This window comes from Streptosporangiales bacterium (assembly GCA_009379825.1).
Classification (GTDB): Bacteria; Actinomycetota; Actinomycetes; order Streptosporangiales; family WHST01; genus WHST01.
Genome location: WHTA01000034.1, coordinates 28,132 through 55,027 on the forward strand (window position 1 = coordinate 28,132; position 26,896 = coordinate 55,027).

The 26,896-nt window shown below is 71.4% G+C and carries 21 protein-coding genes, 1 tRNA gene and 1 pseudogene; 6 read left to right on the plus strand and 17 right to left on the minus strand.

Going from position 1 to position 26,896, the window contains the following annotated elements; all coding sequences use genetic code 11:
• Positions 1 to 39: 39 nt before the first annotated feature.
• The 7 genes from trxB to GEV07_17115 form a co-directional block, all read right to left on the minus strand.
• Positions 40 to 981: a thioredoxin-disulfide reductase gene (gene trxB, locus GEV07_17085; protein MQA04357.1), complete on the minus strand. Its 942-nt coding sequence runs from the start codon at positions 979 to 981 to the stop codon at positions 40 to 42.
• Positions 982 to 1,080: 99 nt separating this feature from the next.
• A complete protein-coding gene (locus GEV07_17090; protein ID MQA04358.1) occupies positions 1,081 to 1,881 on the minus strand; it encodes a hypothetical protein in 801 nt (266 codons plus the stop codon).
• 137 nt (positions 1,882 to 2,018) lie between these two features.
• Positions 2,019 to 2,747, minus strand: a complete 729-nt coding sequence (sigM, locus tag GEV07_17095; protein MQA04359.1) for an RNA polymerase sigma factor SigM — start codon at positions 2,745 to 2,747, stop codon at positions 2,019 to 2,021.
• Positions 2,611 to 4,113, minus strand: a complete 1,503-nt coding sequence (locus GEV07_17100; GenBank protein ID MQA04360.1) for a serine/threonine protein kinase — start codon at positions 4,111 to 4,113, stop codon at positions 2,611 to 2,613. The genes sigM and GEV07_17100 overlap by 137 nt, the downstream gene beginning before the upstream one ends.
• A 95-nt stretch (positions 4,114 to 4,208) precedes the next feature.
• Positions 4,209 to 5,882, minus strand: a complete 1,674-nt coding sequence (murJ, locus tag GEV07_17105; protein ID MQA04361.1) for a murein biosynthesis integral membrane protein MurJ — start codon at positions 5,880 to 5,882, stop codon at positions 4,209 to 4,211.
• A complete protein-coding gene (locus GEV07_17110; GenBank protein MQA04362.1) occupies positions 5,879 to 7,987 on the minus strand; it encodes a hypothetical protein in 2,109 nt (702 codons plus the stop codon). Before GEV07_17110 ends, murJ begins: the two co-directional genes overlap by 4 nt.
• Positions 7,984 to 8,475 (minus strand): NUDIX domain-containing protein, encoded by a 492-nt coding sequence (locus tag GEV07_17115; protein MQA04363.1) that lies wholly within the window; start codon positions 8,473 to 8,475, stop codon positions 7,984 to 7,986. Before GEV07_17115 ends, GEV07_17110 begins: the two co-directional genes overlap by 4 nt.
• A gap of 77 nt (positions 8,476 to 8,552) precedes the next feature.
• Between GEV07_17115 and GEV07_17120 the strand changes: the two genes are divergently transcribed.
• Complete coding sequence (locus GEV07_17120) at positions 8,553 to 10,010, plus strand: CCA tRNA nucleotidyltransferase (protein ID MQA04364.1); 1,458 nt, start codon at positions 8,553 to 8,555, stop codon at positions 10,008 to 10,010.
• 41 nt (positions 10,011 to 10,051) lie between these two features.
• A complete protein-coding gene (locus GEV07_17125; protein ID MQA04365.1) occupies positions 10,052 to 12,517 on the plus strand; it encodes a S8 family serine peptidase in 2,466 nt (821 codons plus the stop codon).
• A gap of 12 nt (positions 12,518 to 12,529) precedes the next feature.
• Here the strand turns inward: GEV07_17125 and GEV07_17130 are convergent.
• The 5 genes and pseudogenes from GEV07_17130 to GEV07_17150 all read right to left on the minus strand — a co-directional run bounded on the left by GEV07_17130 (position 12,530) and on the right by GEV07_17150 (position 18,255).
• Positions 12,530 to 14,137, minus strand: a pseudogene (locus GEV07_17130) (ATP-binding cassette domain-containing protein).
• 43 nt (positions 14,138 to 14,180) lie between these two features.
• Positions 14,181 to 15,341, minus strand: a complete 1,161-nt coding sequence (locus GEV07_17135; GenBank protein MQA04366.1) for a glutamate dehydrogenase — start codon at positions 15,339 to 15,341, stop codon at positions 14,181 to 14,183.
• A complete protein-coding gene (locus GEV07_17140) occupies positions 15,314 to 15,790 on the minus strand; it encodes a GNAT family N-acetyltransferase (GenBank protein ID MQA04367.1) in 477 nt (158 codons plus the stop codon). The genes GEV07_17135 and GEV07_17140 overlap by 28 nt, the downstream gene beginning before the upstream one ends.
• Positions 15,619 to 17,037 carry a CoA transferase gene (locus GEV07_17145; protein MQA04368.1) on the minus strand — a complete coding sequence of 473 codons (1,419 nt, stop codon included), beginning with the start codon at positions 17,035 to 17,037 and terminating at the stop codon, positions 15,619 to 15,621. Before GEV07_17145 ends, GEV07_17140 begins: the two co-directional genes overlap by 172 nt.
• A gap of 9 nt (positions 17,038 to 17,046) precedes the next feature.
• Positions 17,047 to 18,255, minus strand: coding sequence for an acyl-CoA dehydrogenase (locus GEV07_17150; protein MQA04369.1), 1,209 nt, complete (start codon positions 18,253 to 18,255; stop codon positions 17,047 to 17,049).
• Positions 18,256 to 18,320: 65 nt separating this feature from the next.
• Between GEV07_17150 and GEV07_17155 the strand changes: the two genes are divergently transcribed.
• The gene (locus tag GEV07_17155; protein ID MQA04370.1) at positions 18,321 to 19,346 is read left to right on the plus strand and encodes a helix-turn-helix domain-containing protein; all 1,026 of its coding nucleotides are present in this window, start codon (positions 18,321 to 18,323) and stop codon (positions 19,344 to 19,346) included.
• Here GEV07_17155 and GEV07_17160 read toward each other — a convergent pair.
• The 5 genes from GEV07_17160 to GEV07_17180 all read right to left on the minus strand — a co-directional run bounded on the left by GEV07_17160 (position 19,332) and on the right by GEV07_17180 (position 25,069).
• Positions 19,332 to 19,511 (minus strand): hypothetical protein, encoded by a 180-nt coding sequence (locus GEV07_17160; GenBank protein MQA04371.1) that lies wholly within the window; start codon positions 19,509 to 19,511, stop codon positions 19,332 to 19,334. The two genes, GEV07_17155 and GEV07_17160, sit on opposite strands and share 15 nt — an antisense overlap.
• Before the next feature lie 94 nt (positions 19,512 to 19,605).
• Entirely contained in the window at positions 19,606 to 21,759 is a 2,154-nt protein-coding gene (locus GEV07_17165) for a 3-hydroxyacyl-CoA dehydrogenase (protein ID MQA04372.1), read from the minus strand.
• Positions 21,760 to 21,763: 4 nt separating this feature from the next.
• Positions 21,764 to 22,972 (minus strand): acetyl-CoA C-acetyltransferase, encoded by a 1,209-nt coding sequence (locus tag GEV07_17170; protein ID MQA04373.1) that lies wholly within the window; start codon positions 22,970 to 22,972, stop codon positions 21,764 to 21,766.
• 95 nt (positions 22,973 to 23,067) lie between these two features.
• A complete protein-coding gene (locus tag GEV07_17175) occupies positions 23,068 to 23,745 on the minus strand; it encodes a uracil-DNA glycosylase (protein ID MQA04374.1) in 678 nt (225 codons plus the stop codon).
• A gap of 10 nt (positions 23,746 to 23,755) precedes the next feature.
• Entirely contained in the window at positions 23,756 to 25,069 is a 1,314-nt protein-coding gene (locus GEV07_17180; GenBank protein MQA04375.1) for an MFS transporter, read from the minus strand.
• 57 nt (positions 25,070 to 25,126) lie between these two features.
• Here GEV07_17180 and GEV07_17185 point away from each other — a divergent pair, with 57 nt between their 5' ends.
• The 3 genes from GEV07_17185 (at position 25,127) to GEV07_17195 (ending at position 26,702) form a co-directional block, all read left to right on the plus strand.
• On the plus strand, positions 25,127 to 26,143 hold the full coding sequence (locus GEV07_17185; GenBank protein MQA04376.1) for a substrate-binding domain-containing protein: 1,017 nt from the start codon (positions 25,127 to 25,129) through the stop codon (positions 26,141 to 26,143).
• 10 nt (positions 26,144 to 26,153) lie between these two features.
• Entirely contained in the window at positions 26,154 to 26,450 is a 297-nt protein-coding gene (locus tag GEV07_17190; GenBank protein MQA04377.1) for an antibiotic biosynthesis monooxygenase, read from the plus strand.
• Between the two features lie 163 nt (positions 26,451 to 26,613).
• A tRNA-Ser gene (locus GEV07_17195) sits at positions 26,614 to 26,702 on the plus strand.
• The last annotated feature ends 194 nt before the right edge of the window (positions 26,703 to 26,896 follow it).

Here is a 26,896-nt window from a genome sequence, read left to right on the forward strand (position 1 = left end):
GTAGCGTGTCTGCATCGGCGATCGACGCCACCGGGGTAGCTACCCGGCTACCTGTTCAAGTGACGCGAGATACCGCTCGGCGTCGATCGCTGCTGCACAGCCGGTGCCCGCGGCCGTGATCGCCTGCCGGTACGTGTGGTCGACCAGGTCGCCACACGCGAAGACACCCGGCAGGTTCGTCTTGGTGGTCGGTTGCTCGACCAGCGCATACCCTTCGGCGTCCAGGTCCACCTGGCCGCCAAGCAGCTCGCTGCGGGGGATGTGGCCGATCGCGACGAAGAGCCCGGTCGCCGGCAGCGTCCGCTCGGCACCGGTCTGGGTGTCCTGCAGCACCACCCCCGTGACCCGGTCGTCGCCGAGGATCTTGCTGACCGTCGAGTTCCAGGCGAAGCTGATCTTCTCGTTCGCGAACGCCCGCTCCTGCATGATCTTGCTGGCCCGTAGCGTGTCCCGCCGGTGCACGACGGTCACCGACTTGGCGAACCTGGTGAGGAACAGCGCCTCCTCCATCGCCGAGTCGCCGCCACCGACGACCACGATGTCCTGCTCGCGGAAGAAGAACCCGTCGCAGGTCGCGCACCACGAGACGCCGTGCCCGGAGAGCCGCTGCTCGTCCGGGAGGCCGAGCTCCCGGTAGCTCGACCCGGTGGCGAGGATGACGGTGCGGGCCTGGTACTCCGCGTCCCCGACGAACACCCGCTTGACCTCGCCGGCGAGCTCCACCCTGGTGACGTCGTCCGCGACCAGCTCGGCCCCGAACCGTTCCGCCTGCTTACGCAGCTGGTCCATCAGGTCGGGACCCATGATGCCGTCAGGGAAGCCCGGGTAGTTCTCCACGTCCGTGGTGTTCATGAGCGCACCGCCCGCGGTGACCGAGCCTTCCAACACCAGCGGGTTCAGCTGGGCGCGCGACGCGTAGAGCGCCGCGGTGTACCCCGCGGGACCTGAACCGACGATGATCACGTCGCGAATGTCGCTCACGAATTGACTCTCCTTGCCGCACAACCCTCTAGCCGGATAACCGATCGTACGGCCGGTGCATTCCTTGGCTGCGGGTGGCAGGCCGGCGCGTCTGCGAGGTCAGGCCTTCGCGACGAACGTGCGGTAGATGACCTGCGCGTCGCCGGCAGTGCAGCCGGGCCCGACAACGGCGACCTCGTACTTGTCGGCCTCGCCCGCGACGCTCATCACGACGACCGCCGCGGGCTTCTGCTCGAACTCGCCGAGGTCGACGGCGACGATCCGCGACGGCTCCCCGCCGGTGAGCGCGGCGATGCACTTCTTCAGCTCGGCCGGCTCGGAGAGCCGCTCGATCTCCCCGCTAAGCTGGGCGCTCGCCTGGGGATCCGGGGTGTAGTCGTCGTCCTGCCGGTCGGCGACCAGCGCCCTGGCCTGGTTGGCCACGCGAGCCTTGGTGTAGTGCCGGCCGGTGATCAGCGGATCATCCTGTTTGGGGGGAATTGCCTGATTCGTCTGGCCGTTGTCCGAGCTCTTCTCGGGGCCGCTCTGGGTGGCGAGGTAGCCGCCGAAGAAGGCCAACACGACGACGAGCGCGGCCGCGCCCGCCAGCAGCTGCGGGCGGGTGGTGAACAGCGAGATGAACCAGGGCCGCTTCCGGGCGGTGGGTGCGTCGCCGCGGCTGAGCTCGGCGCGTTCCTGCTGCGCATGGGCCAGGCTGGCGTCGATCCGGTCGGCGACGTCCGGCGGCAGCGTGGGTTCGGGCAGCGACGAGAGCATGGACTGCACGGACCGCAGCTGGTCGACGACACCGCTGCACTCGGTGCACCACTCCACATGGGCACGGACGTGCGCGTCCCGAGCGCCTTCCAACACGCCCTCGGCGTGGTCGGCGAGTGTGTCGGTATCGAAGTGGTCAGACATGTCACCGTATTCGGTGGGTGTGTTCCGGTGTGGAGGCCCACCGTGTTGATCGGTCACGGTTCTCCCTCACCCCCTTTCGTCGCCTATCGCGTACGACGTCCTTGCGGTCGCACCTGGTTCCGTCCATCTGCCTGCGGTTATGCACTGTCTTTGAGATGTCCGAGCAGCGGCAGCAAGCGGGCCCTCCCCCGCGCGCACCGGCTCTTGATCGTGCCCGGCGCGCAGTCCAGGACCCTGGCCGCGTCGTCTACCGAGTATCCCTGCATATCGACGAGAACGAGGGCCGCCCGTTGCTCGAACGGCAACGCGTTGAGCGCCGTCTGGACCTCCATGGCGAGCTCCTTCGCCACTGCGGGGTCCGGCCGGGAGATGCTCTCCGGCGCGGCGCCGACCTCCTGGGTCTCGTACTCGGGCAGCGGCTGGGTGGGACGGGCCGACCGCCTGCGCATCCGGTCGACACAGGCGTTGACCACGATCCGGTGCAGCCAGGTGGTGACGGCGGCGTCCCCACGGAAGGTGTGCGCCCGGCGGAACGCCGACAGCAGTGCGTCCTGCAGCGCGTCCGCCGCCTCCTCCCGGTCGCCCAGGGTGCGGAGCGCGACCGCCCACAGCCGGTCCCGGTGACGTCGGCAGATGACGCTGAAGGCTTGCGGGTCACCGTCGACGTGGAGGCGTAGCAGCTCTGCGTCAGGGAGCTCCTCGCTGTTAGCTGGCACGCTACTCACTCGACTAGGGGGCTGGACGGAACGTGGCTTCGCCGATGCCCGCCCGGTAGCCCTCGCTCGTGTTGGGGAGCTCAGTGAACCACACGAGCCAGTACCTCGCCTTTTCGTCACCCTTCTTCGGCTGCAGCTCGACCCGCTCATCGTCCGCCGAGCCCTTGGCGACGACGTCGAAGTCGTCGACCGACGAGCCGGTCGAGTTCGAGCTGCGCAGCTCCAGCTGCGCGCCGGCGTCGGGCATACGGAGGAGGACGGAGTCGACCTTCTTGGGGGAACCGAGGTCGAAGACGACACCGACGCCGGGCTTGAGGTTGCCGAACGCCGACGAGTTGTACCTGTCGCTGTACCAGACCGTGCGCGGCGTGCCGTCGTGCATCCTGGCGACGTTCTCGTTGTGCTCCACGCCGTCGCCGAGCGGGTCGAACGCCTCCGCCGACACCACGGGGATCTGCCGCTTGCCGGCCGGCGTCGCGCTGTCCGACGGCGCGCTTGAGGTCGCGCTCGGCTCTCCCGACGGGCCGCCGGTGAAGCCGGCGAGGCCGAACCGCAGCCCGCCCACCGCGAGTACCGCGACCAGCGCGATGCCGGCCGGGATGGCGAACAGCGCGCCGCGCCGGCGGCGCTGCGCGCGGGCCGCCTGCTGACCGGTGAACGGCGTGCCGGCGACCGCGGGGATCCGGTCGGTGGCCGGGGCCTGGTTGGTAGCTGGTTGTGGCTGCGTGTCGCCGAAGAGGTCCAACGGCGTCGGGTCGGGGAAGTCGGCGAGCGCCTCCGCGACGGCCGCGGGCGTGGCGAGCGGGGCGAGGCCGCGGCGGCTGTGCTGGCTCACCGCGCGGTCGGTAGTCGCGTCCAGGTCGAGCGGCACCCCGGCGCGTACCTGCCGCGGGCTCACCGGAGCACCGTCGCCGTTCAACGGTGCGGCGGCCAGGTTGCCGGTTTCGCCGAACGGCCAGCGCGCGGTCAGGGCCGCGTACAGCAGGGCGCCGAGGCCCTCGGCGTCGGTGCGGGCCGGGTCGTCGCTGACGGAGCCGTCGAGCGCGGCGTCGGTGCCCACGCCGGTGAGCTTGACCCCGCCGGCGGAGGTCCAGACCAGGTTGTCGGGAGTCAGCCGCAGGTGTGAGACGGCCATCCGGTGCGCCTCGGTGAGCGCCTCGGCGGCCTCGCCGACCAACGCGCCGGCGCGGTCCGGGTGCAGCGGGCCGGATTCGGCGAGCAGATCACGCAGGCTGCGGCCGGACACCCACTCGGTGATGACGTACGTGTTGTCCTCGAAGTTCGCGGTGTCGTAGACCTGCGCGATCCGGGAGTCGCGGATACGTGCCGCGCGCCGGGCCGCGGTGAGTATGCGCGCGGTCTCCGGGGCCTCCGAGGGCATTACCATGATGCTCACCGTGCGAGCCAGCACGGTGTCCATGCCACGCCAGAGGGCAGCGCAACGTTGCTCGCCGACCGGCTCGTCGAGACGGTACCGGTCGTCGAGCACGTATCCCTGTTCGAGGCGTGCCGTCACGTAACCCGCAAATCCTTCCCCGTTCTTGGGTCAGGCAGCCCCATGGTAGTTCTCCCCGACCGATGAGACACGCCTGGGCGGTCTCCCCGCCGACCTTACCTGCCTCGGCCGATTCGATCCCGGAATGTGCCTGCGAGGGTTTGTACTTCAGTGACGCGCAGTACCCGCGCGAGGATGACGAAGCCGAGCAGAATTATCGAGCCGCCCGCCACGACTGCGACGGCGCCGCCGAGCGAGTGCCTGCCGACCGCTGCGGTGATGCCGGTGGCGGCGAACCAGGCCACCACGGCCGCCGGTGCCGCCGCGGTGACCATCCGGGCCAGCGAGCCGAGGATCTTCCTGGCGTCCACGCCGCCGAGCCGCCGGCTGAGGATGTGCGCGGCCAGCACGGTGTTCACCAGGTAGCCGAGCCCGTACGACAGCGCGAGCATGATGACCACGTACCGCAGCGGGAGCACCAGGTAGCCGATCGCGCCGATGGCGATGGTGCTCAGCGTGCCGACGAGGTTCACCAGTGCGGGCGTACGGGTGTCCTGGAGCGCGTAGAACACCCGGAGCAGCAGCTGGAAGATGCTGAACGGCACCAGGCCGAGTGCGAAGGCGGCGAGCACCAGGCCGGTGTAGCCGGCGTTGCCCGCCGTGTAGTGCCCGTGGTTGAAGATGGTGAGCCCGATCGGCTCGCCGAGCGCGATCATCGCGGCGGCGGCGGGGACGATAAGCGCCGCCGATAGCCGGACACCCGTGGACAAATCATCTCGTACGAGATGAAACATCTCATCTGCCGCATGTGAGCTCATTCTCGGTAGCAGCGCGGTGATCACCGAGACGGCCGCGATGGCGTGCGGCAACGCGAAGACCGTGAAGGCGTTCTGGTACGGGGTGTACCCGTAGTTGATGGCGCTGTCGTCGGGCAGCGCGCGGTCGACGGCGCCGGCGATGTTCGTCACCACGAACAGCTGGGCCAGGTTGCTGAGGACGAACACGATCGTCCAGGTGCCCATCCGGCCGATCGCGCCCAGCCCGAGCTTGCCGAAGCCCAGCCGGGGCCGCGGCCGGAAGCCGGCGCGCCACAGCGGCGGGATGAATGCAAGTGTCTGCACGACGATGCCCGCCGATGTGCCGATGCCGAGCAGGGCGGTCTCGCCCGGCGTGATGGTCTGCGGTGTCGGCTGGCCGTGCACGACGTACGCGAAGACGAGCCCGGTCGTGATGACCGTGAGGTTATTCAGCACCGGCACCCACATCGGTGCGGCGAACCGGCGCCTGGACTGCAGGACGGCGATGAGGACCGCGCCGATGCCGAGGAACAGGATCTGCGGCAGCAGGTAGCGCAGGAACGCGATCCCGACCTCGCGCTGGTCGCCGGCCATCCGGTTGGCGATGAGGCTCATGATGGCCGGCGCGCCGACCACGCTCAGGACGGCGAGCCCGAGCAGCACGAGCGCGACGAGGGTCAGCAGCCGCTGCGCGTACACGGTGCCCTCGTCCAGGCTGCGCTTGTTCGCGCGGACGAACAGCGGCACGAGCACTGCGGAGAGCACGCCGCCGAGGAACAGCTCGTAGATCGAGTACGGGGCGTTGTTCGCCGTGTTGTACGCGTTGGACAGCGGGCCGCTGCCGAGCGCCGCCATGATGACGACCACGCGGAGGAAGCCGGTGACCCGGGAGACGACGGTGCCGGCGGCCATCACCGCGCTGGACTTCAGCAGGCTCCCCGTGTTGTCGACCGACGACTCGGCGGCGTCGCCCGGGGACTCCTGTGCGGTCATCCGGCGGCCTCGCCTCGCTGTCGGCGGGCTCGCATGACGCGGCGCACCACCCGGTAGCCGGAACCGGCGAACAGCACCACCAGCGCAGAGCCGGTGATGATGAGCGCGACGCTGCCGTACACGGTCGCGCGCACGTTGAACGTTACAGGCGTGTCGTACGGCTCGCGGTCCGGGGTGAGCAGCTGGGTCCGCAGCTCGATCACGCCGCTCGACGCGGCGTTCATCGGCACCTTCACCGTGGTCTTCTGTCGCGGGCCGATGGTGGTCGACTTGGGCAGCTTCCCCACTTTCATCCGGCGTTCGTTCGCGGACCGGATGCTCAGCCGGACCGTGACCGGGTGGTCGAGGTTGTTCTCGATGGTGAGCGGTACGGAGCTCTCCGCGCTCGCCAGCGAGAGCTGCCGGTCGTTCTTAAGGATGCGCACCTGACCGCGTTGATGCGCGACGCGGGCGGCGACGGAGTCGAGCAGCTCGCGGCCGCGGTGCCTGTTGCTGCGCCAGGCGCTCGACTCGGCGCGCAGCACGGCCAGGTTGTAGTCCTCGAACTCGCTGGGCAGCGGGTTGAAGAGGGAAGAGAACACGTCCAGGGAGCGGTGCAGGGTGCGGACCTTCTTCAGGTGCGACCGGCCAAGCTCCTGCCGCTTCCAGTTCTTGCCGTAGGTGAGGCCGCCGCGGGCCTGGTCGTCGGCCGGCTTGCCGGCGCTGAGGTCGTCCAGCGAGGTCGGCTCGAGCCATGGCACGCTGCCGGTCGCCTTGACCAGGTCGCTGCCGAGCTCACCGCGGGGGTTCCAGTCGCGGGATGGTGCCACCACGAGACCGCGCGAGACGCTCGGCAGCTCCGCGGTGATCAGTGCCGTCTCGGCGAGGAAGCGCTGCTCGGTGAGCGCGGCGCTGCCCGGGCGGTTGCGCGCGGAGCCGACGATGTCGGTCAGCTGCGAGTCCGCGAGCAGTGCCTTGACGTTGCCGCTCGACGTACGCACCGTGCCCAGCGGGTCCGGCGTGTAGCTCAGCTGTTCGGTCAGCGGCAGCGCGTCGTCGTCCAGGATCGCCGTGCGGGTCCCGGTCGCGGCCAGCGCGTCGAGGCCGCGTTGGTCGACCTTGCCGCTGGTCGGCCAGGCGAGGTCCTCGGACGGGGTGGTGCCGAGGATGTCGGTGGTGACCTCCTTGCCCTGGCTCAACGCGGAGGTCACGTCGCTGGACAGGCCGGCGCGGGCGAGCGCGACGGTGTCCACGTCGGCGTACGGCAGCGCGAGCACGGACCGCCCCTCCGTCGCCACCTGGATGTCGCTGAGGAACTCGCCGGCCTGCTCGCCGCCGGCGCCCTCGACCAGCTTGTCCTTGGACTCCGCCGACCTGACCCGGTACCCCTTCGTCATGGTGGACGCCGCGTCGAGCACGGCGGGGTCGACCGCCCAGGTGACGGGCACGTCCTCCGCGTTCGCCGTCTGCCCGGTGGCTACCAGGCGGTTGATCCGGCCGCCGCCGGCGAACGAGCTGGCGAGCGTGTCGTCGCTGAACGTGTTGCCGATCTCCTGGTGCGGCCGGTCCACCACGGGCAGCACCCAGCCGATCTTCGTCGGGCTCGGCACCGACTTCTTGTCCGGCGAGTAGACGAGGAACGTCCGCTGCAGGGCGACCGACGTGCCGTCGGCCTGCACCACCTCGACGGCCACCGCGTAGACCCCGAACGAGGTCAGCCCCAGGTCGGCGGCGGGCACCTTCAGGTCGTACCCGCCGACGCCGCCGCGGGCGACCTTGTCGATCTCGTCGGTGCGGGTGTAGATCGGCGAGCCCATCGTCTCGGTGCCGGACGCGCCCACGTCCTGGAGCAGCCCGCGGCTGGTCAGTGGCGTCTGCAGGATCCGCAGCCGGACGGTGAGGTCGCTGAGCACCGAGTTGCTCGGGTTGTGCAACGCGCCGGTGAACCGCAGCTTGCTCTTGGCGGTGGGCGCCTTCGGCGTGACACTGTCGATCGCCACGAACGGTGCCCGCGCGGCGTCCGCCGGTGCCGGGCCGATCACCAGCCCGGGCAGCGCTACGAGCGCGACGACGAGCAGCAGCAGCGGCCACCGCGTGAGGCCGGTCGGACCGGGTCTGGAGGTCACGTCAGTCCTGCCATCAAATCGGCGTCACCGGTGACGAGGTCCCGTTCATTCTGGTATGCGAGCCGGATGGGCACCTCGTCGAGGGGTACCCACGCTACGTCGTCCACCTCGATGTCGTCGGTGGAGAGCGCGCCGCCGGTGGCGCGGACGAGGAAGTGGTGGACGGTCTTGTGGATGTACAGCTGCTCGTGCACGAAGTGGTAGGAGACCGTGCCGAGCGGTCGTACGACGCGTCCGCTGATCCCCGTCTCCTCCGCGATCTCGCGTACGGCGGCCGCCTCGATCGACTCGCCCGCTTCCAGGTGTCCCTTCGGCAGGGCCCACAGCAGGTCCCCGCCGCGGACGCGGCGCGCGATCAACGCCGCCTTCGGGCGCCCGCCGTCGGGGTCCACGATGAGCCCACCGGCCGAGACCTCCTCGACCGGCTCGGGTCGGGTGGACGGTGGTTTGCTCGAGCGGGAGCGGTGCCGGGATGACACCCGACCGATGGTAGACGGGGACCGCACGGCGCCCGTGACCACGACCCCGCACGCGCTCGCGGACCGGCTGACTACCCTTGTCTGTCGTGTCCCCCAACTCGACCGAGGAGTCGTCCGTCCACGCCCAGCGGCGGGCGGTGGCCGAGCTGCTCCGTATCACCCCGGTAGCCGACGAGCTGAGCCGGTTGTTCACCGCCGCCGGCCACCAGCTGGCGCTCGTAGGCGGTTCGGTGCGCGACGCGCTGCGCGGGTCGCTCGGCGCCGACCTGGACTTCACCACCGACGCCCGGCCGGAGGAGATCCTCGCGGTGGCCAGGCCCTGGGCGGACGCCGTGTGGGAGGTGGGCATCGCCTTCGGCACGGTCGGGTTGCGCAAGGGCGACTACAAGCTCGAGGTCACCACGTACCGCAGCGAGCAGTACGACAAGGACTCCCGCAAGCCCGAGGTGCAGTACGGGGACTCGCTGGTCGCCGACCTGGCGCGCCGTGACTTCACCGTCAACGCGATCGCCGTGCCGCTGCCGTTGCGCACCGAGCAGCCGTTGCTCGATCCGCACGCCGGGCTGGAGGACCTGATGGCCGGCGTGCTCCGCACCCCCGGCCGGCCGGAGGACTCGTTCGCCGACGACCCGCTGCGGATGCTGCGCGCGGCGAGGTTCGCGTCGCAGCTGGGCCTGGAGGTGGCGGCGCCGGTAGTCGAGGCGATGACCAGCATGCGGGACCGGCTGGCCATCGTCTCCGCGGAACGCATCCGCGACGAGCTGACCAAGCTGCTGCTCGGCAACGAGCCGCGGCGCGGCTTCACCCTGATGGTGGACACCGGGCTCGCCGAGCACGTCCTCCCCGAGTTGCCCGGGATGCAGCTGGAGATCGACGAGCACCACAGGCACAAGGATGTCTACGAGCACACCTTGAAGGTGCTCGAACAGGCGATGGGCCTGGAGGGCGACGACGGCCCCGACCTCGTGCTGCGGCTGGCCGCGGTGATGCACGACGTCGGCAAGCCGCGCACCAGGCGCTGGGAGCCGGACGGGCGGGTCAGCTTCCACCACCACGAGGTCGTCGGCGCGCGGATGACGAAGAAGCGGCTCGCCGCGCTGCGGTACCCGAAGGACGTGGTCGCCGACGTCACGCACCTGGTCGAGCTGCACCTGCGGTTCCACGGCTACGCCGAGGGCGAGTGGACGGACTCCGCGGTCCGGCGGTACGTTCGCGACGCCGGGCACGTGCTTGCCCGTTTGCACAAGCTCACCCGCGCCGACTGCACCACGATGAACAAGCGGAAGGCGCAGCGGCTCGCGCGGGCGTACGACCATCTGGAAGAGCGCATCGACCGGCTGGCCGAGGAGGAGGAGCTCGCGAAGATCCGGCCGGACCTGGACGGCAAGGTCGTCATGGCCGAACTCGGCATCCCGCCAGGCCCGCTGGTCGGCAAGGCGTTGCAGCACCTGCTCGAGCTGCGGATGGAACACGGCCCGCTCGGCGAGGAGCGCGCCAAGGAAGAGCTGCACCGCTGGGCGGTTCAGCAGCGCGACGACACCTGACCCGAGTACGGCGTACGTGCGGGATAGATACGCTCACCGGCATGGGGAACCTGCCGCCGTACGACGCTCATCGGCCGCCGCATGGACCGGGTCCGGCGCCCGGCCCGTACGGTGCGGGTCCGCCGCCACCGGGAGGGTCGATCGCGCCGCAGCACTGGGGCCAGCTGCCCCCGCCGCCGGCGCCCGTGCAGTTCACCGACCGCGGTGAGCCGAGTGGTGCGGCAGCCGCCGTGATCCTGGCCTTCATCGGCCTGTGGACGGCCCTGCTCGCGGTCGTCGGCCAACTCGCCGGCTGGTTCGTGGACCAGCAGTCGATCGGCGAGGAGGGAGCGGCGCCATGGGTGGCGGTGCTGGCGCTCGGGCTGCTGGCCGGGCTGCCCAGCCTGATCTTCTGGCGGCTGAGCCGGCACCCGCAGGGGCGGCTGGTGGCTCGGACGTGGACGATCGCGGCGGCCGCCGTCACGCTCCTGGTTCCGGTGCGGCTGCTGCCGAGCACGTCGAGCCTGCTCAGCACGCTCGTACTCGCCGCCGCGCTCGCAGTGTTCGCGGTCGCGCTCTCCGTGGTACCCGCGTTCCGCGTCGGCAGGTCCGGCGGCGACGGCGGCACGCTTCTCGCCCTGGCGGCGGGGCTGCTGACCGTGCTGCCGTGGACGTACTTCGGTGCGTTCGGCGGCCTCGCTGAGACGGTGGCCGTGGTGCTCCTCGCGCTGGCGCTCGGCTGGTTCACCGCGGTGGTCCTTGCGCCGGTGTGGCATGCGTTCGCCGGCGCCTGGTCGCGGCTGCGCGCCAGCATGCTCGGCGGCCTGGTCGGCAGCGTGACCGTACTCGTGGTCGTCGCCGGCGCGACGCCTCGCGCCACAGCGGTGCTGCTCGCCGTCTGCGTGCCCGTCGTGGGGTTCGTCTGCGCGGCAGTGTCGTACGCGAAGCCGCGCAGGTTGCCGACGATCGCGGCGGTGGCGGCGTTCTCGTTCGGGCCGTTGGCGTTCTTCGACCCGGACGAGGTGAACGCCGCCCAGGTCGTACCCACCACCGTGGCGGACGCCGGCGCGGCCACCGGGCTGGGGCTGCTGGTCGGGCTGGTCGTCGCGGGCGCCATACTCGCGCTGGCCGGCGTCGTGCGGCGCCGGTTGATCGCAGCCGCGGTGCTGGTCGTCGCGCTCGTGGTGTCGGTCGGCGGCTACGCGGTGGCCGGCCAGCACGGGTTCAGCGGCGACCGGCTGTTCGTCGTGTTGAAGTCGCAGTCCCCGCTCGGCGACGTCGAGGCCGGTGGCGCGCTCGACGTGCGGCGACAGACGACGTACGACCAGCTGGTGTCGCACGCGGAGCGCACCCAGCGGCCGCTGCGCGGCGCGCTGGACCGCATCGGCGTGGACTACACGCCCTACTACCTGGTCAACGCGATCGAGGTGGAAGCCGGCGCGGAGCTGCGGCCCTGGCTGTCGCGCCGGGCCGAGGTGGCGAAGGTGCTCGACAGCCCGCGGCTGCGGCCGGTGCGCGAGACGTCGAGGTCTCCGGAGGGTCCGACCAGCCCGCCGGAGCGGTCCAATTGGAACCTGACCATGATCCGGGTGAACGACGTCAGCGAGGAGCTCGGCGTCACCGGGAAGGGCGTGGTGGTCGGCCAGTCCGACAGCGGGGTGGACGGCCAGCATCCCGCGCTGCGGGGCAGCTACCGGGGCAGGGACGGCGACGACGACTACAACTGGCTCGACCCCTGGTTCGGCACCTCCCGGCCGACCGACCGCGGCGGCGGGCACGGCACGCACACGCTCGGCACCGCCGTCGGCAAGGACGTGGGCGTCGCGCCGGGCGCGGAGTGGATGGGCTGCACCAACCTGGGTCGCAACGTCGGCAACCCCGCGCTCTACCTGGACTGCTTGCAGTTCATGCTGGCGCCGTACCCGGCCGACGGCGACCCGTTCGAGGACGGCGACCCGAAGCGGGCTGCGGACGTACTGAACAACTCGTGGGGGTGCCCGCCGTCGGAAGGGTGCGACCCGAACGTGCTGCGGTCGGCGATACGTGCGCTCACCACCGCGGGCATCTTCGTGGCTGCGTCCGCGGGGAACACCGGCCCGGACTGCAGCACGATCGAGGACCCGATCGCGATCTACGACGACTCGTTCACCGTGGCGGCCGTGAACGACCAGCGCGACCTGTCACCCTTCTCCAGCCGCGGCCCGGTGGCCCTGGGCGGGAACGCACGTGGCAAGCCGGACCTCGCCGCCCCCGGGCAGGCGATCTGGTCGGCGGTGCCGAACGGGCAGTACACCACGATGGACGGTACGTCGATGGCGACTCCGCACGTGACGGGCACGGTCGCGCTGATGTGGTCGGCGAACCCGGAGCTCAAGGGCGACGTGGAGCAGACCGCGAAGATCCTCCGGTCGACCACCCAGGACGCGGTGCTGAACACGCCGAGCGGCTGCGGTGGCAGCCAGCACCTGATCGGCTCCGGCATCCTGGACGCGTTCGCCGCGGTCAAGGCCGCCGAGCGGGCCGACTGACCGGTCCGCTCGTCAACCCCGGCCCTCCCAGACCGGCTCCGGGGTCTCGCGTACGGTGCCGTCCGCGCCGAACAGCAGGTACCGGTCGAAGCCGCGCGCGAACCAGCGGTCGTGCGTGACGGCGAGGACCGTGCCCTGGTACTCGGCCAGGCCGCGCTCCAGCGCCTCGGCGCTCTCCAGGTCGAGGTTGTCGGTCGGCTCGTCGAGCAGCAGCAAGGTGGCGCCGGACAGCTCGAGCAGCAGCACCTGGAACCTCGCCTGCTGGCCGCCGGAGAGCGTGTCGAACGGCTGTTCCGCGCACGGCGCCAGCCCGTACCTGGCGAGCGCGTGCATGGCGTCGTGCAGCTGGAGCGAGTGGTCGCGCCAGAGTGCCTCCGCCGGTGTGACGCCGACCAGGTCGGGACGCTCGTGCGTCTGCGCGAAGTGTCCTGGCACCACCCGCGCGCCGAGCTTCCACGTCCCGGTGTGCGCGACGGTCGGCAGGTCGTCCGGCCAGCCGGCGAGCAGCCGCAGGAAGTGCGACTTGCCGGTGCCGTTGCCGCCGAGTACGGCCACCCGCTCGCCGTACATCACCTCCACGTCGAACGGCTCGGTGAGGTTGGTCAGGGCGAGCTGCCAGCAGGTGGCGACCCGTACTCCCGTACGTCCGCCGGCCAGCCGCATCCTGATCCGCTGCGCCTTCGGCCGCTTCTGCGGCGGGCCGCCTTCCTCGAACCTGCGCAGCCGGGTCTGTGCCGCCTGGTAGCGGCTGGCCATGTCGGCGTTGTACGACGCCTTCTGCTTCAGCGTCGTCACCAGCTACTTCAGCTTGGCGTGCTCCTCGTCCCAACGCCTACGCAGCTCGTCCATCCGCTCGTGCCTGGCCTCGCGGGCGTCGTCATAGCTGGCGAAGCCGCCGCCGTGCACCCACGCGGTGCCGCCCTCCACGGTGAGGATCTTGTTCGCCGTCTGCGCGAGCAGCTCCCGGTCGTGCGAGACGAACAGCACCGTCTTCGGCGTCTCGCGCAGTGCCCCCTCCAGCCACTGCTTGCCGGGGACGTCGAGGTAGTTGTCCGGCTCGTCGAGCAGCAGCACCTGGTCGGCGCCGCGCAGCAGCGCCTCGATGGCCAGCCGCTTCTGCTCGCCACCGGAGAGGGTACGTACGGGGCGCCACTTCACCTTGTCGAACGGCTGCCCGAGCGCGACCAGGCAGCAGGTGTCCCACTCGACCTCGGCGGCGTAGCCACCGGCGTCGGCGTACGCGGTGAGCGCGTGCGCGTACCGCAGCTGGGTGGGCTCGTCATCGCGGTCCATGACCGCAAGCTCGGCGGTGTCGAGCTCCTCCGCAGCCGTACGGACGGCGGTCGGCGCCAGCCCGACGAGCAGGTCGCGGACGGTCGACTCGTCCCTGATGGAGCCGATGAACTGCCGCATCACGCCGATGCCGCCCGAGCTGGTGACCGCACCGCCCGTCGGGGTCAGGTCGCCGGCGATGGTCCGCAGCAGCGTGGTCTTGCCCGCGCCGTTCGCCCCGACCAGCGCTACGGTGTCGCCGTCACCTACGCGGAACGAGACCTCGTCGTAGAGCAGCCGGCCGTCGGGCAGCAGCTGCCGCAGCCGCGACGCCCCAATATGTCCCACAACCGCCCAGTCTGCGCGAGCGCGTCAGCCGGGCGCCACGGAATTACCCGAACCGCTCGGTGAGCGCGGCGGCGTTGCGGTCCGCGAGCGCGCGGGCGGCGTCGCGGAGCGAGCCGCCGTCGGCGTCCTCGGCCACCGTGCCGACCAGCCGGCGCATGACCGTTGCGATCTTCGCGAAGCCCTCGTCCGGCTGCGGCCCGATGTCGCCGAAGACCAGCCAGTACCACCACGCGTTGGTCGCGACGTTGGCCAGGAAGTCGGGCAGGACAGCGACGCCGCGGGCGCCGAGAGCGGCCTCGGCGTCCGGCAGGGTCGGCATGTTCGCACCCTCGACGACGACGCCGGCGCGCACCCGGTCCGCGTCGGCGCGGTCGATCACGTACGACACGGCGGCCGGCACGAGCACATCGCAGGGCACGTCCAGCCACTCGGCACCTGGACACAGGGTGACCCCGTCGAGGGCGCGGTCGATCCGACCGCCGCCGTCGCGTGCCTGCAGCAGCCGTTCCACGTCGAGACCTGACTCGTCCACGATCAGCCCGTCGCGGTCGGCCACGGCGACCACCCTGGCGCCCGACCTGGCCAGGTAGCGGGCGGCGGCGCCGCCGATCGAACCGAAGCCCTGCACGACGGCCGACGTGCCGGTGAGCCCACGACCCTGGCTGGCCAGGTACGCCTCGGTCGCGACGGCCACCCCGTAGCCGCCGACGAGCTCGTCCAGCGGCACCCCGTCGACGTCGGCGCCGAACGCGTCCTTCATCCGCTGCCGTGCGCTGGCGGGGTCGTCCAGCGTGGCGAGCAGCGGCTCGATGGTCGACGGCAGGTCGACATCCGCGGCCACCGCGTCCAACAGCTCCTGGCGCACCCCGAAGTCCTCGCCGAAGCACCACTGCGCGTGCGCGGTTGGCCGTACGTCCCTGAGGAAGCGGCGCAGCACGTCCGGCTTCCGCGGGTCGTCGGGATCCAGGTCGACCGCGCCCTTCGCCCCGCCGAGCGGGACGTAATGGTCGGCCGGGTTGTAGACGAGCGTCTCCTTCAGCGACATCGCCCGCGCCAGGCCACGTGCCTCGTCCATCGTGCAGCCGCCGCGTACGCGCAGGCCACCGCTGGCCAGGCCACGGATCAGCTGGTCGAGGACGAGGTAGGCACGGGTTCCCGTGACGGGGTCGGTCCAGGTCAGTTCGACGACAGGGGTCCGCTCCATCGAATCCTTTCTCGGTACGCCGCCTGCTGCGGCTTCAGGTCAACTTCTTCTCGAACAGGGTCACCGACCCGATGGGCGCCGGTGTCGAAGGGCTTCCCTGTCTCGAACACCCGCTCGCCGACCTCCGTGTAACCGGCGGCGCGGTAGTACTGCCTCAGCGCGCTGTTGCTGGTCACCGTGTCGAGCCTGGACAGGCTGCGCCCGCTCTCCTCGATCGTACGCTCGGCGAAGGCCAGCAGCTGCTGGCCGAGCCCGTCGCCCTTGTACCTGCGGTCGATCAGCAGGCCGTGGGTGTAGCCGGCGTCGCCGTCGCGTTCGCCCCACACATCGGGTCGGCCCACATGAGCATCAGCCCGCCGACCAGCTCGCCGTCGAGCCTGGCAGCGTAGATCCGGCCGTCGCCGAGCCAGTCGAGCAGCATCGGCACGGTCAGCTCTCCCGGACGCCACTGCACGATGCCGTTCGCGACCATGTCCTCCGCGGCCGCGTCGCGGATGCGGAGGTACACCGGCAGGTCCTCATCGGTCGCCGGCTCGATCGTCAGTCGAGGCATGCGGCCAGTCTGCCGCATCAGCGGATGGCGCCGGCCGCGTGCAGGTCGGTGACCTCGGCGGCCGTGAACCCCCCAGGCGGTGAGCGCCTCGGCCGTGTGCGGGCCGGCGGGCGGGCCCTGCACCTCGCCAGGTGTGCGGGAGAACCGCGGCGCGGCCCCGGGCTGCACGACGCCCGCGACGTCCACGAACGTGCCGCGCGCGGCGTTGTGCGGGTGCCCGGCCGCCTCCGCCGGCGGCAGCACGGGCGCGACGCAGGCGTCAGTGCCGTCGAACACCGCGACCCACTCGTCCCTGGTCTTCGACGCGAACACCTCCGCCAGCCGCTCGGTGAGCACCGGCCACCGAGTGGGGTCGTACTGGTCGGGCAGCTCGGCCGGGTCGAGCTGCAGCCCGTGCAGCAGCGCGGCGTAGAACTGGGGCTCGATCGCGCCGACCGCGACGTAGCCGCCGTCGGCGCAGGTGTAGCAGCGGTAGAACGGCGCTGCACCGTCGAGCGGGTTGCCGTCGCGGCGGTCCTGCCAGAGTCCGGAGGCGCGGTAGCCGTACAGCGCGGTGGACAGCAGCGCCGCGCCGTCGACCATCGCCGCGTCCACCACCTGGCCCTCGCCGGACTGCGCCCGCTCGACGAGCGCGGAGAGCACCCCGACGACGGTGAGCAGCCCGCCGCCGCCGAAGTCGCCTAGGTAGTTCAGCGGTGGCGGTGGTGGCCGGTCGGCGGGCCCGATCGGCCACAGCGCGCCGGCGACGGCGAGGTAGTCGATGTCGTGCCCGGCGGAGGCCGCCAGCGGCCCGTCCTGGCCCCAGCCGGTCAGCCGCGCGTAGATCAACCGCGGGTTCCTGGCCTGGCAGTCCGCCGGGCCGACGCCGAGCCGTTCGCACACGCCCGGCCGGAACCCCTCCACCAGCACGTCGGCGCCCGCTACGAGCTTGAGCACCGCCTCCCGCCCCTGCGGGTGCTTCAGGTCGACGGCCGCGACCCGCCGGCCGCGGGCCAGCGGGTCGGTGCCCGGCTGCTCGGCGGCGTCCGCCCGGTCGACGCGCAGCACCTCGGCGCCGAGGTCAGAGAGCACGGTGCAGGCGAACGGCACCGGTGCCAGGTTCGCCAGCTCCAGCACGCGGATGCCCGCCAGTGGCCCGCTCATGCGGTCAGCCTAGAGGTCCATGGAGCGGCCGATGATCTCGCGCATGATCTCCGACGTGCCCGCGTAGACGCGCTGGATGCGCGCGTCCGCGTACATCTTCGTGATCGGGTACTCCCACATGTACCCGTAGCCGCCGAACAGCTGTACGCAGTCGTCGACCACCTCACCGAGCGTCTCGCTCGCGAACAGCTTCGCCTCGGCGGCCGCGTCCGCGGACAGGTTGCCGTCGACGTGGGCGATCGTGCACCTGTCCACGAGGGCCTGCGCCGCGTCGACCTTCGTCCGCAGCGACGCGAGGGTGAACCTGGTGTTCTGGAACCTGCCGATCGGCCGTCCGAACGCGTTGCGCTCCCGCACGTACGCCAGCGTGGTCTGCAGCGCGGTCTCGGCCGACGCCGCGCTGGCCATGGCGATGACCAGCCGCTCTTGGGCGAACATCGACATGATCGCCTTGAACCCCTCGTGCGGGTCGCCGAGCACGTTCTCCCTCGGCACGACCGCGTCGTCGAAGAACAGCTCGGCCGTGTCCTGCGTCCGCAGGCCGAGCTTGTCGAGCTTGCGGCCGCGGGAGAAGCCAGGGGTGTCGCCGTCGACGAGGAACAGGCCGACCGTGTGGCTGGCGTCCCGGTCGGTGCGTGCGGCCACCACGAGCAGGTTCGCGTTGATGCCGTTGGAGATGAACGTCTTCGCGCCGTTGAGCACCCAGTGGTCGTCCTTCTCCACGGCGGTGGTGCGCATGCCGGCGACGTCGGAGCCGGCCTCCGGCTCGGTGATGCCGATGGCCAGGATCGACTCGCCGCTCACCGCAGGCGGCAGGTAGCGCCGCTTCTGCTCCGGCGTGCCGTACGCGTCGAGGTACGGGGCGACGATCGCCGAGTGCAGCGGCCCGCCGAAGCCGGTCTCGTCGACCCGGCAGAGCTCCTCGATGAGGACCTGCTCGTACCTGATGTCCGTAAGGCCGAGGCCGCCGCACTCCGGGTCGGCCCACGGCAGCAGGAAGTCGTGCTTGCCGGCCAGCCGCCAGATGTCGGTGTCGACGATGCCGGCGACCTCCCAATCCGGCTGCCTGGGCACGATCTCGCGCTCGACGAACTCGCGGAACGCCCGGCGGTACTCCTGCTGTTCGGCGGTGAAGTGCTGCGCGCGTAGTTCGGACACTGCTCCTCCGCATCGAGTCGACCTGGGAACAGCGTCCGCGATCCGAGACGGCCGGGCCATGGCGGGAACGCTCACGGTCGCTGACCGAACCGATACCGGCGAACTCATGGGTAACTTGGGTGGCTATGGACCTGCGGACCATCGGTGGTCACCACGTCATGGCCGCGCTCGCCGGGGCGCGGCGTGCCGGCGTGGACCCGGTGCCCGTGCTGAAGGCGGCCGGCATCCCCGCCGCGTTGCTCGACGACCCGCGGGCCAGGGTGACGCCGGCACAGTTCACCGCGCTGGCGCAGACGCTGTGGGAGACGCTGGACGACGAGTTCATGGGGCTGGGCCCGACGCCGTCGCGGCGCGGCACCTTCGCCATGATGTGCCACGCCACCATCCACTGCCCCAACCTCGGTGCCGTGCTACGGCGCGGGTTCGCGTTCTACCGGCTGTTCCCCGGTGCGCCGCGGATGGACCTGGTGGTGACCGCCGGGGAGGCATCGGTCGAGGTGACGACGCACGTCGCAGACCCCGACCGGTTCCTCGCCGAGTCGATCCTCGTGATCTGGCACCGGTTCTCCAACTGGGTGACCGGCCGGCGGATCCCCCTGCGGCGGGCGGAGCTCGGCTACCCGGAACCGGTGCACAGCGACGAGTACGACTCGCTGTTCGGCTGCCCCGCCGGGTTCGACCGGCCGCGAACGGCGCTGACGTTCGACGCCGAGCTGCTCGACCTGCCCGTGCTGCAGGACGAGCGGTCGCTCGCGGTGTTCCTGCGGGAGGCGCCGGCCGGCCTGCTGGCCAGGCGCGACTACGGCACGAGAGTGGCGGACCAGGTGCGCCGGCTGCTCGACCGCCCGGGCGAGCAGCATCTACGTAGCCTGCGCGAGGTGGCCGCCGACCTGGCGATGAGCGAACAGAACGTGCGGAAGAAGCTGCGCGACGAGGGCACGTCGTTCCGCGCCGTACGCGAGGACGTGCTGCGCGACGCGGCGGTGGCGGCGCTGGCGCGCGGCGACGAGCCGGTCGAACAGCTCGCCGCCCGGCTCGGCTTCTCCGAGGCCAGCGCGTTCCACCGGGCGTTCAAGCGGTGGACGGGCACGACCCCGGGGTCGTACCGCGGCCGGGTCGACGGCGCGCCCGTCGACCTACCGGTCCAGTGAGCCCCGGACCTTGCCGACGACGAACACGATGCCGCCGACGAGCAGGGCGCCGATGAAGACGTAGAACAGCAGGTGCAGCGCGACCTTCAGGAACGCGATCAGCACGGAGCCGACGACGATGACGCCGATGACGGCTGCGACGGCAAGCAGCACGGTACGCAACATGGACTGTCTCCCAAGGTTTCTGTTGACCCCGCCATTCTCACCGGATGGCGGCCACGGTGGCCATCGGGAGGAACCCTGAACCACCCCGGAGACGTCAGGTCAGCTCGCCACCCTGGGCGGCGAGGTCCCGCAGCAGTGCCGGCGGGGTGAACCTCGGCCCGTAGCGTCCGGCCAGGTCATCGGCGCGCTCGACGAACGCCGCCGCGCCGTAGCTGTTCACGAACTGGGCCGCGCCACCGGTCCAGGCGGGGAAGCCGAGGCCGAAGATGCTGCCGATGTTCGCGTCCGCCACGGAGCCGAGCACGCCGCCTTCCAGGCAGCGCACCGTGTCGACCACCTGCGCGAACAGCAGCCGGTCGCAGATGTCCTGCTCGGCTACGTCCGCCGCGGTGCGAGGGTAGCGCGAGGCCAGCTCCGGCCACAGGTACTTCTTGCCGCCGTCCGGGTACTCGTAGAACCCCGCCCCGGCCGCCTTGCCCGTACGCTGCAGCTCATTCACGAACGTGTCGACGACCGCGAACGCCGGGTGGTCGACCAGGTGGTTCCCCTCGCCCGCCTCGCCGGCGGCCTCCAGGTCGGCGAGCGTCTGCTCCCTGATGTGCCAGATCAGCGAGTGGGTCACCTCGTCGGTGACGGCCAGCGGGCCGACCGGTTGGCCGGCGCGGCGTGCGACGTTCTCGATCAGCGCGGGCGGCACGCCCTCGGCCAGCATGGCGATGCCCTCGAGCGCGTACGCCGCGAACACCCGGGAGGTGAAGAAGCCGCGCCCGTCGGCGACCACGATCGGGGTCTTCCTGACCTGCTGCACGTAGTCGAACGCGCGGGCGAGCGTCTCGTCGGAGGTCTGCTCGCCGCGGATGATCTCGACCAGCGGCATCTTGTGCACGGGCGAGAAGAAGTGCAGGCCGACGAACCGCTTCGGGTCCGGCACGGCCTCCGCCAGGCCGGTGATCGGCAGCGTGGACGTGTTCGAGGCGATGACCGCGTCCGACGCCGCCTGCTGCTCCGCAGCGGCGGTCACCCGGTGCTTCAGCCCGCGGTCCTCGAACACCGCCTCGATCACCAGGTCGCAGCCGGCCAGGTCGACGTCGTCGCCGGTGGCGACGACCCGGGCGGCGACCGTGTCGCGGCCGTCGGCGGTCAGCTTGCCGCCGGCCACCCGCTCGTCGAGCAGCTCCACGATCTTGTCCTTGCCGCGCTGCGCCGCGGCCCGGTCGACGTCCTTCAACACCACGTCGACGCCGACCAGCGCGCTGGCGTAGCCGATGCCCGACCCCATCATGCCGGCGCCGAGCACGCCGACCTTGCGTACCTTGCCGGCCTGGATGCCTTCCGGTCGGGACCTGCCGGACTTGATCGCGTTCAGCTGGAACCAGAACGCGCCGATCATGTTCTTCGCGACCTGACCTGTGACCACCTCGGTGAGGTAGCGGGTCTCGACGGCCAGCGCGGTGTCGACGTCGAGCAGCGCGCCCTCCACCGCGGCCGAAAGGATCGCCTTCGGCGCCGGCAGGTTGCCGTGCGTCTTCGCCTGCAGCATGGCCGGCGCGGCCGCGAGCAGCGAGTACTTCGACGGCGACGCCGGGGAGCCGCCAGGCAGCTTGTACCCGCGCGTGTCCCAGGGCTGCTGTGCATCCGGGTGGCTGAGCACCCACGCCTTCGCGTCCGCGAGCAGCGTCTCGCGGTCGGGCACGAGTACGTCCACCAGGCCGGCGTGCTCGGCGTCGATCGGGCGCAGCTGCTTGCCCTCGGTCAGCAGCGGGAAGGCGGCCTCCAAGCCGAGCATCCGCACCATCCTCGTGATGCCGCCGCCACCGGGGATCAGGCCGAGGGTGACCTCGGGCAACCCCACCCGCACGCTGTCGTCGGCCACGCAGATCCGGTGGTGGCAGGCGAGTGCGATCTCGTAGCCGCCGCCGAGTGCGGAACCGTTCAACGCCGCGACGACCGGCCGGCCGAGCCGTTCCAGCCGCCGCAGCTGGTCCTTCATCCTGGCCACCTCGGTGGTGAACTCCGCCGCCTGCTCGGGGCGGATGGAGGCGAGCATGGCGAGGTCGCCGCCGGCGAAGAACGTCTTCTTCGCGGACGTGACGACCACGCCGGCGATGTCGTCGCGCTCGGCCTCCAGCCGGTCGACCGTCGCGCCCATCGCCTCGGTGTACTCCGCGCCCATGGTGTTCGCGGACCTGCCGGGCTGGTCGAAGGTCAGCGTGACGACGCGGTCGGCGTCGACGGCGTAGCTGATCATGTCGTCACACCCTCTCGATCACGGTGGCCACGCCCATCCCGCCACCGATGCACAGCGTCGCGACGCCGCGGTGCAGGTCCTGCCGCTCCAGCTCGTCGAGCAACGTGCCGAGCAGCATGCAGCCGGTCGCGCCGAGCGGGTGGCCGAGTGCGATGGCGCCGCCGTTCACGTTCACCCGCTCCGGCGCTACGCCGAGCTCCCGCTGGAAGAGCAGGACGACGGAGGCGAACGCCTCGTTCACCTCGAACAGGTCGATGTCGTCCAGGCCCAGCCCGGCGCGCGCGAGCGCCTTTCGGGTGGCGGGCATCGGGCCGGTGAGCATGATGGTCGGCTCAGTGCCGACGGCCGCGGTGGCGAGGATCCGTGCCCGCGGCCGCACACCGAGCGTCTCGGCCGCGTGCTCGTTGCCGATGAGCATGGCGGCCGCGCCGTCCACGATCTGCGACGAGTTGCCCGGCGTGTGCACGTGCTCGATCCGCTCGACCTCCGGGTACTTGTCGACGGCGACCGCGTCGAAGCCGGCGGCACCCATCTGCGCGAAGCTCGGCTTGAGCCCGGCGAGGCCGGCGAGCGTGGTGTCCGGCCGGATCGTCTCGTCCTGGTCGAGTACGGTCAGCCCGTTCCGGTCCAGCACCGGCACCATCGACCGGTCGAAGAGGCCCTTCTCCCTGGCCAGCGCCGCCTTCTCCTGCGAACGCAGCGCGAACCCGTCGACGTCCTCGCGGTCGAAGCCGGCGCGGGTGGCGATCAGGTCGGCGCTGATGCCCTGCGGTACGAAGCTCAGCTCGCTGTTGGTCTCCGGGTCGATCACCCAGGCGCCGCCGTCGGACCCGATCGGCACCCTGGACATCGACTCCACGCCGCCGGCGACCACGACGTCCTCGAACCCGGACCGTACCTTCGCGGCGGCCATGTTCACGGCCTCGAGGCCGGAGGCACAGAACCGGTTGAGCTGCACGCCTGGCGCGTCGAGGTGCCAGCCGGCCAACAGCGCGGCGGCGCGGTTGATCACGCCGCCCTGCTCGCCCACCGGCGAGACGCAGCCGAACACCACGTCGTCCACCGCGGCGGTGTCCAGCTCGGTGCGTTCGGCGAGCGCGCTGAGCACGCCGGCGGCGAGCGCGACCGGTTTGATCTCGTGCAGCGAGCCGCGTTTGCCGCGACCGCGTGGCGTACGTACCGCGTCGAAGATGTAGGCTTGTGGGTCAGCCATCCCGCACCGTCCCTGTGCTGAGGTCGTCCCCCACGCTAGCCCGCGGCACCCGGCCCCGGGATGACCGCACTGCTAGGCCGGGCTGGCGCAACCGCTCAGGGCAGCCGCCAGTCGACGGGGACGCCGCCGCGCTCGGTGAGCAGCTCGTTCGCGCGGCTGAACGGCCGGGAGCCGAAGAAGCCACGGTCGGCGGACATCGGGCTGGGGTGCGGGCTCTTGATGACGGGGGTGTCGCCGAGCAGCGGCTGCAGCGACTGCGCGTCCCTGCCCCACAGGATCGCGACCAGCGGCGCGCCGCGTTCGACCAAACCGCGGATGGCCTGGTCGGTGACGGCCTCCCAGCCCTTGCCGCGGTGCGACGCCGGCGCGCCCGGCCGTACGGTGAGGCTGCGGTTGAGCAGCAGCACCCCGTTCTCCGCCCAGGCGGTCAGGTCGCCGTTGGCCGGCGTCGGGTACCCCAGGTCGTCGGAGTACTCCCTGAAGATGTTCACCAGGCTGCGCGGGACCGGCCGTACGTCCGGCGCGACGGAGAACGAGAGGCCGACCGGGTGGCCGGGCGTCGGGTACGGGTCCTGACCGACGATCAGTACCCGGACGTTGTCCAGGGGCTGCTGGAACGCGCGGAGGACGTGCTCACCTGCCGGCAGGTAGCCGCGACCTGCCTCGAGTTCGGTGCGCAGGAAGCCGCCCATGGCAGTGATCTGTTCGGCGACCGGCGCGAGCACCTTCGCCCAGCCGGTGTCCACGAGCTCTTCGAGTGGTCGTGCGGGCACGCACCGGACCCTACCGCGACGCCTCACCCGCCGCCGAGACGGTGCTGCCACGGGACGAGCGGCGGTTCACCGCCGCGTACCCCAGCCCGGTCGCGCAGTGGCCGAGCGCAATGAGCGTCAACACCGCGTACGACTTGCCGGTGGCGGGCAGGGCCACCGCCGCGACGGCCGCGGCCGAGACGAACGAGACGTTGAACAGCACGTCGTAGAACGAGAACACCCGGCCGCGGAACGAGTCGTCCACTGTCTCCTGAACGAGCGTGTCGACGCAGATCTTCATGCTCTGCGCCGCCAGCCCGAGCAGCAGCGCCGCAGGGACGAACAGCAGCTCCCGGTACGGCAGCCCGAAGGCCAGCTGTGCCACGCCGGCGCCGACGAGCACGACGGTGATCCAGGTCTGCTTCCGCAGCCGCCTGGTGGCGACCGGCGTGATGAGTGCGGCGAGGAACAGCCCGACGCCGGTGGCGCCGAGCACCAGCGCGAGCCCGCCGATCCCCGCGGCGACCTCGTCCGCGTGGAAGTAGTTGCGGTAGAGCAGCAGCACGGAGAGCGTTGCCAGGCCGTACCAGAACCGCTGCGACGCCATCACCAGCAGCGCGTGCCCGGCCGGGCGCCTGCTCCACACGTGCTGTGCGCCCGCGGCGAGCCCGTGGGCGACGTCGCCGAGCGCCGTCCGTAGCGCCAGCCTGGTCGGGCCGTCGTCCGGGCCGAGCAGCTGCTTCGCCATGGTGAGCGCCACCAGCGACGAGCAGAGGTACCACACAGTGGTGGTCGCGAGCAGCAAGGCGGTGCCGGTCGCGCCCTCGCCGAACACCAGCCGCAGGCCGTAGCCGAGGCCGCCGCCGGCGAACGCGGCGATCGTGCCGGACGTGGTGGACAGCGAGTTGGCCGTCACCAGCTCCGTACGCGCGACCACGTGCGGCAGCGCCGCGGACAGGGCGGCGAGGAAGAACCTGTTGACGCTGACGACGGCGAGCCCGAGGCCGAGCAGCACGGCCAGCGGTGCGCCTGCGGCGATCACGCCGGCCATGACCAGCACAAGCGAGCCGCGTACGAGGTTCGCGAAGACCAGCACCTGCCGGCGCCGCCAGCGGTCGAGGAAGACCCCGGCCCAGGGGCCGACGAGCGAGTACGGCAGCAGCAGCGCGGCGAACGCGCCGGCGACGGCCGGTGCGGTGGGCTGCCGCTGCGGGTCGAAGAACGCGTACGCCGCCAGCGCCACCTGGAACAGGCCGTCGCCGGACTGCGAGATCAGCCGGGTGGCGTAGAGCCGGCGGAAGTCGCGTCCGGCGAGTACCGACCGGAGCCCACGGAGTCGTCGCACCTGTTCACACTAGGGCGTAGCGTTTGAACCCGGCCGGCGCGATCGGAGGAGGTCGTCGTGGCGGTGAGCCTGAAGGACGTCGCAGCCGTCGCCGGCGTCTCCATCAAGACCGTGTCGAACGTCGTCCACGACTACCCGCACGTCACCCCGGCGACCCGGCAGCGCGTTTTGGACGCGATCGAGTCGCTCGGCTACCGGCCCAACCTCTCGGCGCGGAACCTGCGGCGCGGGCGTACCGACCTGATCGCGTTGGCGCTGCCCCAGTTGGACGCGCCGTACTTCGCCGAGCTGGCTCGGTTCGTCATCAAGGCGGCCGAGGAGCAGTCGTGGACGGTGCTGATCGACCAGACCGACGGGTTGCGTGACCGCGAGCTGGTCGCCGTCCAGGGCCTCGGCACGAACCTGGTCGACGGGGTGCTGCTCAGCCCGCTCGCGCTCGGCCGCGACGACCTGGCCGAGATCCGGGTGGACATCCCGCTCGTCCTGCTCGGCGAGCTGGTCTCGCACGGGCCGGCCTGCCACGTCGCCATCGACAACGTCGCCGCGGCCAGGCAGGCGGTCGACCATCTCACCGGCCTCGGCCGGCGGCGGGTCGCGGCGATCGGTGCGCAGGAGACCGCGGCGGGCGAGACCGCGCGGCTGCGCCAGGCCGGGTACGAGGCGGCCCTGACCGCGGCCGGGTTACCGGTCGTTCCCGAGCTGATCGCGAGCGCCGACGACTTCTCCCGCGCCACGGGCGCGGCGGCGATGCAGGCGTTGCTCGCGCTGCCCGATCCCCCGGACGCGGTGTTCTGCTTCAGCGACCTGCTCGCGCTCGGCGCGGTGCGTACCTTGTACGAGCGCGGCCTGCGGGTGCCCGACGACGTCGCGGTGATGGGGTTCGACGACATCGAGGAGGGCGCGTACAGCGTGCCCACGCTGAGCACGGTGGCGCCGGACAAGGAACAGATCGCCGCGGAAGCCGTCCGTACGCTGGCCGCCCGGGTGCGCGGCGAGGAGGAGGAACCGCGCGAGCTGACGGCCGACCACCGGCTGGTCCTGCGGGAGAGCACACTCAGCTGCGACGCGTCGTAGGGTGTGGCCCATGCCGACGAGCAGCATCGACAAGGACGCAAGCGTCGCCACGTTGATCAACGTCTTCACGGTGGCGCCGGACAAGCAGCAGCAGCTGGTAGACGCCCTGGTGCGCGCCACCGAGGACGTCATGCAGCACTACCGCGGCTTCGTCTCGGCGAACATCTACGCCAGCCTGGACGGCCAACGCTGCGGTGAGCGGCAGGCCCTCGCCGCCGGTAACGCCGTTCATCAGGAGGCTCCTCGCTTGGCCCTGCCCCGTACCGGGGCACGCCGAATTGGAGCCCTCCTGGCTTTTCTCCCTTAAGGTGTGGGCCGGCCGTACGGCCGGTTCCTGGCGCCGCTCGGTCCAGACCCCGCCGCCTTCATTGTGCGTGGCCGGTGCTCCCGACAGCAGGCGACGAACGGAACCCTAGGCGCAACCACGTGCTACTCCCACCGTAGCGGGACAGATAGGCTGACGCACACCAGGAGGGCTCGCATAGTGGCCGAGTGCGACGGTCTTGAAAACCGTTGAGGCGCGGGAGCGTCTCCGTGGGTTCAAATCCCACGCCCTCCGCTCGCCCCACAAGAATCGGCCCCTCACCAGGGTAAACTCCGGTGAGGGGCCGGTCTCCGCTGTCCGGTGACGTCCGGCGCTGTCCGACCGTCAACGGCTGGCTGCGGCGAATACGTGGTGAAGTTGGCTACCCGGTATCGCCGTCAGCGGTCCGCTGGCCTGCCGTGGACCCGGCGGCGAGGGCGGCCTCTATG